Genomic DNA, 15,251 nt, shown 5'->3' with positions numbered 1-15,251 from the left:
TCTTGCGTCTTTTGAACAAGTTCTTGAGATGCTGCTTCAGTCGGCGCTGTCGCGGCAGTGTTGCAGCCTAAGTTGCCTGGGGCTGAGCCCCGTGGCCAGCTTGCATTGCTTGTGCAGGGCGCTTTGGTCGAAGAAGCCGGTATCCACGGCAATATCGGCAATCGGTATGGTGGTTTCGCGGATGGCGTACAGGGCGGCTTCCAGCCGGGTACGGCGGACAAACTCACCGGTGCTGGTCTGGAATACCCGTTTCATCCGCCTGTCCAGCTGGGCTATGGACAAGCCGGCCACATCGGCCAGTTCCTGCAGATTGAGATGGCGGGCGTAGTGCGCCTGGATGTAGTCCACCACGCGGGCAAAGCCTGCGTCTATCAAACCATCACGGCTTAGCTCGGTGAGGTCCTTGGAGATGCAGACCAGGCCCAGCAGGGTGCCGCTGGCGTTGTGTATGGGTTGTTTGTTGGAGATGCACCAGCCGCTCTTGCCATCGTTGTAGAGCGTCAGGTCCAGGCTGTCGACGATGGGTCTGCCTGCCGCAAAGACAACAGCGTCCTGCTCGCAATAGCGCTGGGCCATGTGGCTGGGGAACAGGTCGTGAGCGGTGCGGCCTATGGCATCCTGCTTATGCCGCAAGCGGCAGCGCGCCACGCAGGCGCTACTCATGGCGAGATAGCGGCCTTGTGTGTCCTTGACCGAGAACACCACGTCGGGGAGGCGCTCGAACAAGGACTCGACGAACAGTACATCGCTCAGTTGCTGGACGATGTAGGGCCGTTGTGCGGCCAAAGTACTGGTTGCAAACATGGGGCAACTCCCTGGGGCCGAATGATCGGCCGCGAGCGGTATCAGGTGTCCGTGCAGCGCAGGCGTGGGCTTGCCAGCCAAACGAGGCAATGCCAGTCACCGCCACCATGCCCTGGCAAACGAGGGCGGACGTGGTACGGGGCTTGGGATGCCCACGGTATTGCGCCCATATCGCCCGCCAACCTTGGTGGCAATGGTTTCTGGTAGTACCCTGCATGGTGCAAATGCTCTAAAATATGCTATTTGCATATTTTGATCAATACGGGCGAACCGCCCGCATTGCTTTTGTAGCAAACAACAGGAAAAGCCACTGGGCGTACCCAGTGGCTTTTCACGCTTTCAGAGCGGGGCGGCGACCTGCCTAGTCGTAGCTGGCGTTGATGGCAACGCCGCTAAACGGTTGCTTGGCCTGCATCAGGAAGTAAATCCACTGCCCGGTGGGCGGGGTGGCCAGGCTGATACTCTCATTGTTACCAGGGTGTATCGAAGCTGCATCATAGCTACCGGTGGTCGGATAGCGGTTGAAACCCGCGTAGAGATCGACATCACCGCTGCCAGCCGTCGTCCATATCTTGAGGTTGCGGGCGCTTGCCGGCAGGTGAATGTAGGCATAGCTGCGGGTGCTGGAGGCAAAGCCACTGATGGAGCAACCCTTGCCCAGGTAATAGGGATGGTTACAACTGGGGAGGATGATGCCGCCGGGCATGGGTGGCTCGCCTGCGGTAGTGGCCGTCTGTGCCCAACTGGCGAACTCGCTGTCATAGCGGGTGCCGATCTGGCTCATATAGCTCTGGTAGCCGTTGTAATCCCCTGCCCGGAAGCGTGCCAGTACGGTGTCCACATCGCTGCGATGACGTTCCATCATGAAGCGGGTGGCCATATAGCCCCAGCGGTAGGCCCGGTTGGTGTAGTCGCCCATGGAGTAGGTGTTGCCGAAGATCTGGCTGAGCTTGTACTGGCCGGTGCGGGCGGCATCGATGCTGGCCTGGTTGTTATTGCGCAGCGATAGGTACTCACCTATGCCCTCTATCCACCATACCGTAGGCTTGGCCGTGCCTGCGCCAAAGTCGCCATACATGTTGAAGCGGCCATCTAGGTAGTGCACATACTCATGCTCCAGGTTCCATATCTTGAAGCTGGGGCGCATCCAGGAGGCTTCGTGGGCGATGAAACGGGCCTGGTTGCCGACCGCGGCAGGGTTGCCTTCTAGGTACATGCCACCGTTGTTGGTGTCGATATCATAGATGGCAGAAGCGTACTTGCTGTAGTTGGCGTAGTCATCGAATACCACGACTTCCAGTGCCGTGTTGTGGTCATTGGCGACCGGTGTACGGTTGGTTTGCAGCATGTTGTGGAAGTAGGTCTCGCCGCTTTGCAAGGTGGTGCACGATTCCTGCAGCTGCGCTGCCGTCATGTCCTGGGCGCGGATGCGGATAGTGGCGCTGCAGTTGTGGCTGATGGGCAAGGCGGCATTGGCCAGTTGCTGCTCGAAATTGCAGGTGCCGTATTCGGCGCAGTTGGCATTGTCGTAATACTTCACCGCCTGCGCGGCTTTCAGCCACAGGCCCATGTCCGGCCCGGTCATGCTGGTGGTGGCCAGCATGTGCTTGATCATGGGCTTGATGGTGGGCTTCAGCTCCGGCAGACCGAACATGCGGAAAGCTTCGTTGGCGCTGTCGGTCAGCTGGTAGCTGTAGTTGGTATTGAGCAGCGTTGCCTTGTTCGCCAGCACGAACTGGTTGAGCGCGGTGGCATGGCTGGCGTCGTTCCGGAGTATGGCGAGGCCTTCGGGACGGAAGTTGGCATAGTAATAGACGGTCAGCACGCCGGTATAACCGTCGCTTGCCGACCGTACCAGCAGTGCCTGGGCGGCATTGGGGTTGCTGGCGGTATTGGTGTAGCGGGTCACCAGGCTTTGCATATCGCTGAGGTAGTAGGCCTCATCATGCAGGTTGGTGATCAGCTTCATGGTTTCGCCAGCTGTGGGCGAGGCCACCGCATTGTTCTGGAACAGCAGCGGCGAAGCCAGTAGTTGCTTGATGGCGGGGCGCAGCGTGCCCAGCAGACTGCTGGAAGGCTCTGGTATGGTGTTGGAGCCTGCCAGGTAGTACCCGGCGCGCAGGTAGATGATCAGATTGATCAGGTTGCGGTTGCTGGCATTGTAGGCGGCGGCTTCCTGTGCAAAGCGGCTGGCCACGGCGTTCATGTTGGCCGGGCTGTAGATCTGGCTGGCCAGGGTACTGTTGAGCGAAAACAGGCCGTAGTGGCACTCATAGTCGGGCAGGCTGACCAGGTAGTTTGCCAGGTCATTGCCGCTATGGCTGGCCAGCCGGTTCATGTCCTCGCATTCCGCCGTGGTCGCCAGCGCGCTGACCTGGCCGCTGAATCGGGTATCACGCTGCTTGGGCAGGCGCAGGTCGGTACGGGCCCGGCGGGTTTCGCTCAGGTTGTACAGTTTCTGCTCGGTGCTGGGCGGCAGATTCTGCCTGACCTGGGGCATGGGCAGCGTGCGCTCGGTGGTATCGGTATCAGCCTGTGCCAGTGGGCTCAGGCACCCCAGCAGCAGGGCTGCCAGTAGTGGGCAACGCAGTTTTGTATTCATCTCACATTCCCTATTTTCCGTAGACGATAGCCTTGGCACCTGCTTTGCAGTAACGGCTGGCGGCCGGCCTGCGCGGGTTGTCTGGCGCGTGTTGTTGCAGGCCGAACTATGGCGGAGGGGCAATGGGGAATCTTGTGCTGGCGCGCTGTGGCTGCAGCGATATTTACCAAGTCAGCCAGGGAGGGGAAATGAAAACAGGACCAGGCCTGTGTGGGCATGGTCCTGCTGAGACTGCAGTCGTGATCGCTATTGCTGAGACTGTTGCTGCCTCTTAGAACACGGGTACCGGGTAGGCCGCCCGCACAAACGGCGCCACGTTCTCGCTAAGCAGCTTGTGGGTACGCGTGGTCGGATGCAGGGTGTCCCAGAACACGAAGGTGTCGGGGTTGCTGCACTCGCTGCGCGGCGACTGGCTGCTCAGGTAGCTGAGGCTGCTGTCGCTGTTGATATTGAGGCAGGAGGTGGTGGTGTTGGTCATGCCATAGCTGGCCGGGCTGTTCAGCACGCTGTTGAACAGGGTATAGGTATCAAATACCCGTATGTTCAGGCTGCTGCCGTACTGCGCACGCAGGCTGGCGACCATGCTGTCCAGGCGGTTGTTGTAGTCCAGCACCTTGGCGGCCACCTGGGCAGGGTTGCCCTTGATCTTGAACACCGGTGCCTTGGAGACATCGGGCAGCTTCAGCAGCAGCACATTGCGGGCACCGGTATTGAGCAGATTCTGCAGGGCGCTGGTTTCGCCAGCAATGACCTGATCCACGCTACGGTCATAGTTGACGAAGTCATTGCCACCTATCAAGACCGTGAACAGGGTTTTCTCCGGCCGGTAGGCCGCGGCCTTCTGCATGTACTCCTTATACGACTGCACCTGATCGGTTACGCCGGCAATGACATATTTCTCGGTATTGACCCCGGCACCACCCACGGCCCAGTTATAGAGCGGCAGGCGCAGGCTGTCGGCCAGGTATTCAACCCAGTTGTTGCCGTTGCTGAAGCGGCCCAGGAACCAGCTATTGCGGTTGGGCAGCAGCCATTGCGAGGCGTTGTACATGTTCTGGGTGTCGGAAAGGCTGTCGCCAAAGGCCACGATGCGGTTGATGCCGCCCAGCTGGGCTGCACTGTCCTGGCTCCAGACGGTGTAGTTGAACGACAGCGAATTGTCGGCTGCAGCCCACATGGCCACATTGGAACCCAGGCCCTTGCGGCTGAGTGTGCTCTGGCACACGGACTTGAGGGTGTCCTGGCTGGTATCGCTGTAGAACATGTTCTTCCAGGCCAGCATGCTGCTGGACCACCAGCTACCGTAGATACGGTAGTAGTCGCTGTTGCCGGTATTGAGCGCCCACACATAGTTGGTGGTCGGCCGAAGCTTGGTGCCCGTGGCGTAGTAGCAGCGCAGATAGGTATAGGTGCTGCCTGATGCCCGTATGGTCATGCCGTCCTGGCTCAGCTTGTTGCGCTTGAGCTTGTACAGGGACTCGGCGGAGGCAGGGCCGTGGGGGGACAGGTAGCTGCCCAGGATGGGGTCGGGGCGGATGTCGGCCGCGTTGGTGGGGGTGGATGCGTGGGCCCATGAGGACAGCAGCAGGGCGCCAAGCAGCAGGGTTTTGTTTTTCATTGTTGTCTCCTCGTTCTGGGGGGAATCACCAGCCCGATAGCGGGACGACACCCGTCGCAACACGGGGCCAAGCTGTCGTACCGATGGGGGTGACGGCTGGAGGCGAACCGCCGCCTCCGTGCCCGAGTGTTGCGTACCGCGTGATTCGAGCAAGCACTTGGGCAGGTGCGGATCATAGCGCGTGACTTTACCTGTTGAGCGATTGCTCTAATTTTGTCGCATGGCTGCAACTGTTTGATGTTGATCAAAAAATCAAGCAGGTATTGCAGGTTGTGGCGGCTGCGCCAAAGCAGTACGGGTGTGCAATGCACCGTGCTGGTGCGCCAAAGGACAGGCCGGAGCCGATGCGGCAGTGAGACATGCTGCGTCGCACAATCGAGCGCTTGCTTGACTAAAAAATCACTGGGACGTATGTTTCAAACAACCGTTTGATTGAATCGGCTATGCTTATGGGTAAACCAGACCCGACACAGCCGCGAAATCGGCGGCGCAGAACAACACGGCAAAAACAATGAATGGCATAGGCGAAACACGGCAGCTCGATACCGCGACACGCATTCTCGATGCGGCCGAGGCACTGTTTGTGGAGCATGGATTCGAGGCCACTTCGATGCGCATGATCACACAGCGCGCCGAGGTGAACCTGGCTGCGGTGAACTACCACTTTGGCAGTAAGGATGCCTTGTTCCAGGGGGTGTTCACCCGTCGGCTGACACCGCTGACGCAGCTGGCAGTGCAGAACCTGGACAGGCTGGAAGCCGCGGCCCAGGGTGAGCCTGTGTCGGTGGAGCGCATCATGCGTGCCTTTATGGACGCGGCGCTCGATATCGCCCATGACCCCAAGCGGGGCGGGGTGATTTTCGTGCGCCTGCTCAGCCGTACCTTTATCGAGGCGCATCCAGTACTACGCGAGAGCCTGCCCCGGCACTACGAAGAACTGGTTGCGCGCTATGCCAAGGCGACCGCCAAGGCTCTGCCTGAGCTGGATGCCATAGAGCTGCAATGGCGGCTCAATTTCGCTTTTTCGGCGATTTTCAATGCGTTTGCTGGCAATAACATTCTGCGGCTGTTTGTTATCGATCCGGTGGTCAACGCGCGGGATCCGCGCCTGATCGCCACTTATCTCGTGCCCTTCGTCGTGGCCGGCCTGACAGCGCCGGTCACTGCAAAGGGTGCGGGTTCAAGCTTTTAACCTCCTGGGAAGGAAGACCTCATGGCACTCACCATCCTGATCGTCATCGTTGCGATACTGGCGCTAGGCTATCTGCGCGCGCCGCTGATCGCCTGGACCATTGCGGCATTGGCCGGCATCGCTTACGGCGTATACGGCGGCTGTGGCCTGCATTTGGGCTGGCTGATCGGCGCGGGCGTGATTGCAGCGATATTCAATATTGTTCCGCTGCGTCGTGCACTGCTGACTGGCCCTATCTTCGGCATCTTCAAGAAGATTACCCCTGCCATGTCGCAGACCGAGCAAGAGGCCATCAATGCCGGTACTGTCTGGTGGGATGCCGAGCTGTTCTCGGGCAAGCCTGATTTCAAGAAACTGCATGGCTACAACGCGCCCAAGCTGAGTGCCGAGGAGCAGGCCTTCCTGGATGGCCCGACCGAGCAGCTGTGCAGCATGATCGACGATTGGAAGATCACCCATGAGCTGAAGGATCTGCCGCCCGAAGTGTGGCAGTTCATCAAGGACAATGGCTTCCTGGGCATGATCATCAAGAAGAAATACGGTGGCGTGGAGTTCTCCAACTACGCGCATGCCCGTATTGTGACCAAGATTGCTACCCGTGGTGGTACGGCCGCTGTTTCGGTGATGGTGCCGAACTCCCTCGGACCGGGCGAGCTGCTGCAGCACTATGGCACCGAGGCGCAGAAGGACTACTACCTGCCTCGCCTGGCCAAGGGCCTGGATATTCCCTGCTTTGCCCTGACCAGCCCCTATGCCGGTTCCGATGCGGGTGCCATCCCCGACTTTGGCGTGGTGACCCGTGGCTCGTATACCGATCCGCGTACCGGCCAGCGCCATGAAAACGTGGTGGGTATCCGCCTGAGCTGGGAAAAGCGCTGGATTACCCTGGCGCCCATCGCCACCGTGCTGGGCATGGCTTTCAAGCTGTATGACCCTGAGCATATCCTGGGCGACAAGGAAGACATCGGTATCACCTGTGCGCTGATTCCAACCGAGCACGAGGGTGTGCAGATCGGTCGTCGCCATGCGCCACCGGGTTCGGCCTTCATGAATGGCCCGACCATGGGCAAGGATGTGTTCATTCCTCTGGAGTGGATCATCGGTGGCAAGGACTACGCCGGTCAGGGCTGGCGCATGCTGGTCGAGTGCCTGTCGGTAGGCCGCGCCATTTCCCTGCCCGCCATGTCGGTGGCCTCGGGCAAGTTCGCCAGCTTTGTGACCGGTGCATATGCCCGGGTGCGTGAGCAGTTTGGCCTCTCCATCGGCAAGTTCGAGGGGGTGGATGAAGCACTGGCCCGCATCGGTGGTTATACCTACCAGATGGATTCGGCCCAGCGCCTGGCTTTGGCCGGCCTGGACAGCGGCGAGAAGCCGTCGGTGATTTCCGCCATCCTGAAGTATCACAACACCGAGCGCATGCGTAAGGTGCTGAACGATGCCATGGATATCCACGGCGGCAAGGCAGTGGTGCTGGGGCCACGCAACTACCTGGGCAATGCCTACCAGACCATTCCGGTCGGCATTACCGTGGAAGGTGCCAATATCCTGACCCGTTCCATGATCATCTACGGCCAGGGCGCCATCCGCTGCCATCCTTTTGTGCTGCGTGAAATGAAGGCTGCCATGGCCAACAATGGCGCCGAGTTCGACAAGGCCTTCAGCGGCCATATCGGTTTCGTGTTCGATAACGCCATCCGCAGCTTCGTGATGGGCGTGACCGGCTCCAAGCTCAATTCCGCCCCGGTGGGTGGTGATCTGGCCCAGTACTACAAGGACATCGAGCGTCTGTCGGCGGCCTTTGCCCTGGCCTCCGATATGGCCATGTTCAGCATGGGTGGCTCGCTCAAGTTCCGCGAGAAGATCTCGGCGCGCCTGGGTGATGTGCTGTCTAACCTGTACATTGCCACCTCGTCGCTGAAGCGCTTTGCGGATGACGGTAGCCCCAAGGAAGACCTGCCGCTGCTGAAGTGGGCTGTGCTGCAGGCGCTGCATGACGCACAGGAAGCGCTGACCGGTTTCCTGGCCAACCTGCCCAATCGTCCGCTGGCCTTCGTGCTGAAGTGGATCATCTTCCCGCTGGGTCGCCACTTCACTACGCCGCGTGACCGCCTGGGCACCAAGATCGCCCGCCTGTTGATGCAGCCTGGTGCTGCCCGCGACCGCCTGACCCGCGATGTGTATGTGCCCAAGAATGAGGCTGATGCCGTTGGTGTGCTCAACTATGCATTGAGTGCCCATATCGAGGCCGAAAGCACCGAAGGCAAGCTGCGTCGCGCCCAGCGCGACGGCAAGCTGAAGGCGCTGAATGCCCAGGGCCGCCTGGATGAAGCATTGGCCAGCGGCCAGATTACCCAGGCCGAGCATGAGATTGTGACCCGTGCCCGCCGGCTCAAGCGCGAAGTCATCATGGTCGATGATTTCGACAAGATGCTGGATCAGCACGATACCGAAATCAGTGCCCGGATTCCGGTGTAATACCTAGCTTATTCGTGGGTGTGAAAAACCAACGAAAACTGTAGTCGAAAAGCCGCGTCAGCCCAGTCTGGTGCGGCTTTTCAGCAAATTACGCACAGGTGCTGTGCTATGCTCGCCACATTCTCGGCCGAGCGCTTGAATGAATTGGCTGAATCGGCCGAAGAGCTGTTTTACCTACCACAACGGAGACAACAAATGACGATGCACGCACTTCGTGTTACCGCGCTGCTGGTTGGCGCTGCTTTCGCCCACCAAGCCTACGCCTCGGGGTATCACTTCGGTACCCAGTCGGTCAGCGCCCAGGGCACGGCCAATGCCTCCGGTGCGGCGGCAGAAGATGCCTCCACCCTGTTCTACAACCCCGCCGGCCTGAGCAACCTCAAGGGCACGACCATGACGGGCGTGTTGAACGTGGTAGTGCCAAATGGCAAGTTCACCGACGATGGCTCGCACACCAACCCGATACCGGGTGTGGTGCAGGGTGGCCGCAGCACCGCCAATGGGCAAAAGAACAACAACGGTGGCGACTTTGTCGAGCCCACCGGCGTGCCCCACGCCTATATGTCGCATCAGCTCAGCGATCGCGCCACCCTGGGCTTCGGCCTGTTCGTGCCGTTCGGTTCCAAGACCGAATACGAAGACAACTGGGTAGGCCGCTACAACATCATCAAGACCGAGCTCAAGACCATAGCCCTGAACCCATCGTTCTCGCTCAAAGTCAACGAAAAGGTCTCGTTCGGTGCAGGTATCACCGCCCAGCATATCGAAGGCAAGCTGATCAAGGCAGCTGATTTCGGTACCGGCGCCATCGCTGCGTTGGTGCCCGCCGTGCAGGCAGGCCAAGTGCCTGCCTCCATGCTGCAACTGTTGGGCAATGTTGGCGTGGGCAAGGGGCCGCTGCCCGGTAACCCTGAGTACGATGGTCGCGTCAAGATCAAGGGCGATGACTGGGGCTTTGGCTGGAACATGGGTGTGATGTTCAATATCGACGAAGGCACCCGTGTTGGCCTGGCCTATCGTTCCAAGATTTCGCACAAGCTCACCGGTACGGCTGAGTGGACGCTGCCGGAAGCCAACCTCAAGGCCTTGCCGGCTGTTGGCAGCACCGTATACAACGGCCTGATTGCCCGTGGCTATGTCAACGGCGCAGCCAACCTGGCGGTGGATACGCCGGAGTCGATCTCCATTTCCGGCTACAAGAAGATCGGTGACCGCCTGGCGCTGATGGGCGACATTACCCGTACCCGTCACTCGCGCTTCCAGGACCTGACCGTGAACTTCACCACGGGTCTGGCGCCGTCCAATACGCCGGAAGATTGGAAAGACACCACCAAGGTCTCGTTCGGTGGCAGCTACAAGCTCAATGATAGCTGGTTGCTGCGTGCCGGCCTGGCCTACGACGAATCGCCGGTCAATGACAATAACCGTACGCCTTCCATTCCTGACATGGATCGCAAGTGGTTCTCGGTCGGTGCCAACTGGGCGGTGAGCAAGCACAGCTCCTTCGACCTGGCCTATTCCTATGTCCATGTCGGCGAGCCGGCCATCAACAACTACGATAACGGTGGCCTGGCCCCCGGCGTTTGCGACAGCACCAAGAACACCTCGAGCTGCGCAACCGTCAAGGGTCGCTACGATGTGTACTCGCACATCCTGGGTATTCAGTACAACCTGGCGTTCTAAGCATTATGATCACACCCGCACGGGCCAGTTGGCCCGTGCGGGTGTTTTTTGCCCGCCGACTGGCTTGCCAACCGGCTCGCCAACTGGCCGGGTGTAACCTGTTGTAACGGATGGCTGGGAAAATTCAATCGCCCAAGTTTGTCGAATTATCGAGCAAGCGCTTGGCAGAAACGAACGTTTGCATTAATGTCTACACTAAGCAAACTGGATAGGCTCTGAGGCGGGTGTTTTTGCCCCCAAGAACATCGCGGTTGAATTTTGCGAGCCCCCGATCGACTCCCCAAAATCGAGGAATACCATGTCCCAATCCAAATTCATCGTCCGCAAGGTGGCCGTACTCGGCGCCGGCGTGATGGGCGCGCAGATCGCTGCCCACCTCGCCAATGCCAATGTGGAGGCCATCTTGTTCGACCTCCCGGCCAAGGAAGGCCCCAAGAACGGTATCGCGCTCAAGGCCATCGAAGCCTTGAAGAAGCAGAACCCGGCGCCGTTGTCCTCCAAGGGCCGCGCCGATTTCATCACCCCGGCCAACTATGATGAGCACCTGCACCTGCTGAAGGATTGCGATCTGGTCATCGAAGCCATCGCCGAGCGCATGGACTGGAAGCTGGGCCTGTACGAGAAGGTTGCTCCGCACCTGGGTGCACAGACCATTTTTGCAACCAATACCTCCGGCCTCAGCATCAACAAGCTGGCCGAGGGCTGCCCTGAAAGCATGCGCGCGCGCTTCTGCGGCATCCACTTCTTCAACCCGCCCCGCTACATGCACCTGGTGGAGATCATCCCCTGCGTGACCAGCGATGCCGAGATGCTGGATCAACTGGAAGCCTTCCTGGCTACCACTCTGGGCAAGGGCGTGATCCGCGCCAAGGATACCCCCAATTTCGTGGCCAACCGCATCGGCGTGTATTCCATGCTGGCGGCTATCCACAATGCCGAGAAGTTCGGCATCCGCTTCGACATCGTTGACGACCTGACCGGCCCGCGCCTGGGCCGCCCGAAGTCGGCGACCTTCCGTACTGCCGACGTGGTGGGCCTGGATACCTTCGCCCATGTGGTCAAGACCATGCAGGACACCTTGCCCAACGACCCCTGGCACAGCCTGTTCCAGTCGCCGCAATGGCTGGCCAAGCTGATCGAAGCAGGCGCGCTGGGTGCCAAGACCAAGGTCGGTATCTACAAGCGTGAAGGCAAGACCAAGCTGGTGCTGGATCCTGCTGCCGGTGCCTATGTCGAAGCCAACAAGAAGGGCGACGACGCGGTCAAGGAACTGATGAAGATCAAGGATCCGGGCAAGCGTCTGCTCAAGCTGCGCGAATCCGCGCATCCAGAAGCCCAGTTCCTGTGGGCCTGCTTCCGCGATGTGTTCCACTACATTGCCTTCCATCTCGACACCGTGGCTGACAATGCCCGCGACGTTGACCTGGCCATACGCTGGGGCTTTGGCTGGAACGAAGGCCCGTTCGAGACCTGGCAGGCCGCTGGCTGGAAACAGGTTGCTGAATGGGTGAAGGCCGATATCGAAGCCGGCAAGACCATCAACAGCTCGCCCCTGCCTGCCTGGGTGTTTGAGCGCGATGGCGTGCATCAGCCTGAGGGTTCGTTCAGCGCCAGCAAGAACGCGCTGGTGCCGCGCTCCAAGCTGGATGTCTACCAGCGTCAGCTGTTCCCCGCGCAACTGGTCGGCGAAGCCGCACCGGTGTACGGCGAAACCGTGTTCGAGAACGAGGGCGTGCGTGCCTGGACCTCGGGCGACGGCGTGCTGGTGATCTCCTTCCTGAGCAAGGCCCATGCCATTGGTCCGGCCGTGCTGGAAGGCATCAACAAGTCCATCGACATTGCCGAAGCCCAGTTCAAGGGCGTGGTGGTGTGGCATCCGGAAGAGCCGTTCTCGGTCGGCGCCGATCTGTCGTCCATGCTGCCTGCCTTCATGGCGGGTGACTGGGCCAGCATCGAGAAGATGCTGAGTGACTTCCAGGCCATGACCATGCGTCTGCGCTACAGCCAGATTCCGGTGGTGTCGGCAACCCGTGGCTATGTGTTTGGCGGCGGCTGTGAAGTGGCGTTGCACTCTGACCGCGTGGTGGCACACCTGGAAAGCTATGTTGGCCTGGTCGAAGTGGGCGTGGGCCTGCTGCCTGGCGCCGGCGGCACCAAGGAATTCGCCCTGCGCGCCGCACAAGAGGCCCGTGGTGACGTGTTCGCCGCACTGAAGGATCGTTACATGACCATCGCCACCGCCAATGTGGCCAAGAGCGCTGAGGAGGCCAAGCATCTGGGCTTCTTCCGTGACTCGGATGTGATCGTGTTCAACCAGTACGAGCTGCTGCACGTGGCCAAGCAACAGGCATTGTCCATGGCCGAATCCGGCTACCGTGCCCCCCTGAAGGTCAAGGGCTTCCCAGTTGCAGGCCGCTCAGGCGCGGCTTCGATCAAGGGCCAGCTGATCAACATGATGGAAGGCGGCTTTATCTCCAAGCACGACTACCATATCGGCGCGCTGATCGCCGACATCATCACCGGTGGTGATGTCGAAGCCGGTACGCTGGTTGACGAGCAGTGGATACTCGATCTGGAACGCAAGGGCTTCCTGTCCCTGCTCAAGAACGAGAAGACCCAGGAGCGTATTGCCTACATGCTCCAGTACAACAAGCCGCTGCGTAACTAATTCGACCCTTCCCCTCGAAACGGGGGAGGGTGGCCTGCGCCAGTCGCAGGCCCTCTCTCTCCAGAGAGTCGTACCAGATTTGGAGAACTGACATGACCAAGCAAGTTCAAGAAGCCTATATCGTCGCTGCCACGCGCACGCCGGTTGGCAAAGCCCCGCGCGGCATGATGCGCTTTATCCGCCCCGACGACATGTTGGCTCACACCATCCGCGAAGCCATGGCCCAAGTGCCGACGCTGGACCCGGCCCTGGTGGAAGACGTGATCGCCGGCTGTGCCTTCCCCGAGGCTGAGCAAGGCCTCAACATGGCCCGTATCTCGGCCCTCTTGGCTGGCCTGCCACACACTACCGGCGGCCTGACCATCAACCGTTACTGCTCGTCCGGCATCAATGCCGTGCAGATTGCCGCAGACCGCATCCGCATGGGTGAGGCCGATGTAGTGATCGCCGGTGGTGCCGAATCGATGTCGCTGGTGCCCATGATGGGCAACAAGGTGTCGCTCAACCCCGAGATCTTTGCACGGGATGAGAATCTGGGCATTGCCTATGGCATGGGCCTGACCGCCGAAAAGGTGGCCGAGCAGTGGCAGGTGAGCCGTGACGATCAGGATGCCTTCGCGGTGGAATCCAACCGCCGCGCCATTGCGGCTATCGAAGGTGGCGAGTTCAAGCAGGAAATCAGCCCGATCGAAGCCATCTACCGCAATCCCAACCTGAGCACCGGCGAAGTCGAGATCATCAAGAAGATACTCGACACCGACGAGGGCCCGCGTGCCGGCACCAATATGGAAGGCCTGGCCAAGCTCAAGACGGTGTTTGCCGCCAAGGGTTCGGTCACTGCCGGCAACAGCTCGCAGATGTCCGATGGCGCCGCCGCCGTGGTGATCGTGTCTGAGAAGATACTCAAGCAGTTCAACCTGGTACCGCTGGCTCGCTATGTGGGCTTTGCCGTCAAGGGTGTGCCGCCCGAGATCATGGGTATCGGCCCCAAGGAAGCGATTCCCGCTGCACTGAAGGTAGCCGGTCTCAAACAGGACGACATTGCCTGGATGGAGCTGAACGAAGCCTTCGCCGCACAGGCGCTGGCCGTGATTCGCGACCTGGGTCTCGATACCAGCAAGGTCAACCCGCTGGGCGGCGCCATTGCCCTGGGCCACCCGCTGGGCGCCACCGGCGCAATTCGTACCGCTACCCTGGTGCACGGCATGCGTCGCCATGGCCAGCAAGGCAAGTACGGCATGGTGACCATGTGTATCGGCACCGGCATGGGCGCCGCAGGCATCATTCAGGCGCTGTAAAGCCAGCTTGAGCCAGAATCAGGGCCGGACGGGATAATCCCATCCGGCCTTTTTTACAGCCGCGCTGTATCGGCTATGATACGGGGCACGCTTTTCAGGGCCATCGGGTGGTCTGCAGGTATTGCAGCATGTGCTTGCCACGGCTATCCAGTACACCCTTCTGGCGGCATAGTCCGCACAAACCGAAACGGAGCGAGAAAATATGAAAAAAGCGGTTGCAGTAATGTTGATGGCGGCCAGCATGGCCGTAGGCGCTGCCGAAATCGGTGGCGTGAAGGTGGATGATGGCGTCAAGGTGGCCAATAGCGACCTGGCGCTCAATGGCGGCGGGGTACGGGTCAAGTATGGCGTGGCCAAGGTCTACGTCGGCGCGCTCTACCTGGCGCAGAAGTCCGGCGACGCCAATGCCGTGATCAACGCGGCCACCCCGCGCCGCATGCAAATTACCATGCTGCGAAATGTGGATGCAGAAGACCTGCACGCGTCCTTTATCGACGGCCTGGAAGACAATACCAGCAGCGCCGAGTTTGCCAAGTTCAAGCCGCGTATCCAGGAAATGAACGCGATTTTCCAGGCTGTGAAGAAGGTCAATACCGGTGACGTGATCGCCCTCGACTTCATTCCGGGCAAGGGCACCCAGATCACCGTCAAGGGCCAAGTGAAGGATGTCATTGCTGGCGATGATTTCGCCAGTGCGCTGCTCAAGATCTGGCTGGGTAGCGATCCTGTCAGCGGCGATCTGAAGAAGCAATTGCTGGGCGCCAAGTAAGCGCTACCTGCGATAACAAGAGCTGCCTTCACTGAGGGCAGCTTTTTTATTGCTCTGGTCGGCAAGTGGTGGCGGTATCGGTATCGCCCCAAAAAAAGCTTGTTGCATTGGACTGGAAAGCGCGTAGCGTGGTGCCAATAGC

9 protein-coding genes are annotated in these 15,251 nt (G+C 60.0%); 6 read left to right on the top strand and 3 right to left on the bottom strand.

The features are described from left to right. Positions 1–36 precede the first annotated feature (36 nt). The 3 genes from QWZ03_RS00870 to QWZ03_RS00860 form a co-directional block, all read right to left on the bottom strand. Positions 37–804 carry an AraC family transcriptional regulator gene (locus tag QWZ03_RS00870; protein WP_290330997.1) on the bottom strand — a complete coding sequence of 256 codons (768 nt, stop codon included), beginning with the start codon at positions 802–804 and terminating at the stop codon, positions 37–39. Positions 805–1,165: 361 nt separating this feature from the next. Next, positions 1,166–3,406 carry a M9 family metallopeptidase gene (locus QWZ03_RS00865; RefSeq protein ID WP_290330995.1) on the bottom strand — a complete coding sequence of 747 codons (2,241 nt, stop codon included), beginning with the start codon at positions 3,404–3,406 and terminating at the stop codon, positions 1,166–1,168. A gap of 271 nt (positions 3,407–3,677) precedes the next feature. Next, the gene (locus tag QWZ03_RS00860; protein ID WP_290330994.1) at positions 3,678–5,024 is read right to left on the bottom strand and encodes an SGNH/GDSL hydrolase family protein; all 1,347 of its coding nucleotides are present in this window, start codon (positions 5,022–5,024) and stop codon (positions 3,678–3,680) included. 511 nt (positions 5,025–5,535) lie between these two features. Here QWZ03_RS00860 and QWZ03_RS00855 point away from each other — a divergent pair. The 6 genes from QWZ03_RS00855 (at position 5,536) to QWZ03_RS00830 (ending at position 15,109) form a co-directional block, all read left to right on the top strand. Continuing rightward, the gene (locus QWZ03_RS00855) at positions 5,536–6,216 is read left to right on the top strand and encodes a TetR/AcrR family transcriptional regulator (RefSeq protein WP_290330992.1); all 681 of its coding nucleotides are present in this window, start codon (positions 5,536–5,538) and stop codon (positions 6,214–6,216) included. 21 nt (positions 6,217–6,237) lie between these two features. Beyond that, positions 6,238–8,691: an acyl-CoA dehydrogenase gene (locus QWZ03_RS00850; RefSeq protein ID WP_290330991.1), complete on the top strand. Its 2,454-nt coding sequence runs from the start codon at positions 6,238–6,240 to the stop codon at positions 8,689–8,691. 195 nt (positions 8,692–8,886) lie between these two features. Beyond that, positions 8,887–10,374, top strand: coding sequence for an OmpP1/FadL family transporter (locus QWZ03_RS00845; RefSeq protein ID WP_290330990.1), 1,488 nt, complete (start codon positions 8,887–8,889; stop codon positions 10,372–10,374). 298 nt (positions 10,375–10,672) lie between these two features. Then, positions 10,673–13,042: a 3-hydroxyacyl-CoA dehydrogenase/enoyl-CoA hydratase family protein gene (locus QWZ03_RS00840; protein WP_284197807.1), complete on the top strand. Its 2,370-nt coding sequence runs from the start codon at positions 10,673–10,675 to the stop codon at positions 13,040–13,042. A gap of 92 nt (positions 13,043–13,134) precedes the next feature. Beyond that, positions 13,135–14,340 (top strand): acetyl-CoA C-acyltransferase, encoded by a 1,206-nt coding sequence (locus QWZ03_RS00835; protein WP_290330989.1) that lies wholly within the window; start codon positions 13,135–13,137, stop codon positions 14,338–14,340. Between the two features lie 202 nt (positions 14,341–14,542). Then, on the top strand, positions 14,543–15,109 hold the full coding sequence (locus QWZ03_RS00830; protein ID WP_284197805.1) for a chalcone isomerase family protein: 567 nt from the start codon (positions 14,543–14,545) through the stop codon (positions 15,107–15,109). The last annotated feature ends 142 nt before the right edge of the window (positions 15,110–15,251 follow it).

It is taken from the genome of Chitinimonas viridis (assembly GCF_030409555.1).
In the GTDB taxonomy this organism is placed as follows: domain Bacteria; phylum Pseudomonadota; class Gammaproteobacteria; order Burkholderiales; family Chitinimonadaceae; genus Chitinimonas; species Chitinimonas viridis.
The sequence above is the reverse complement of the archived record's forward strand: the minus strand, read 5'-3'. Positions and strand labels throughout refer to the sequence as shown.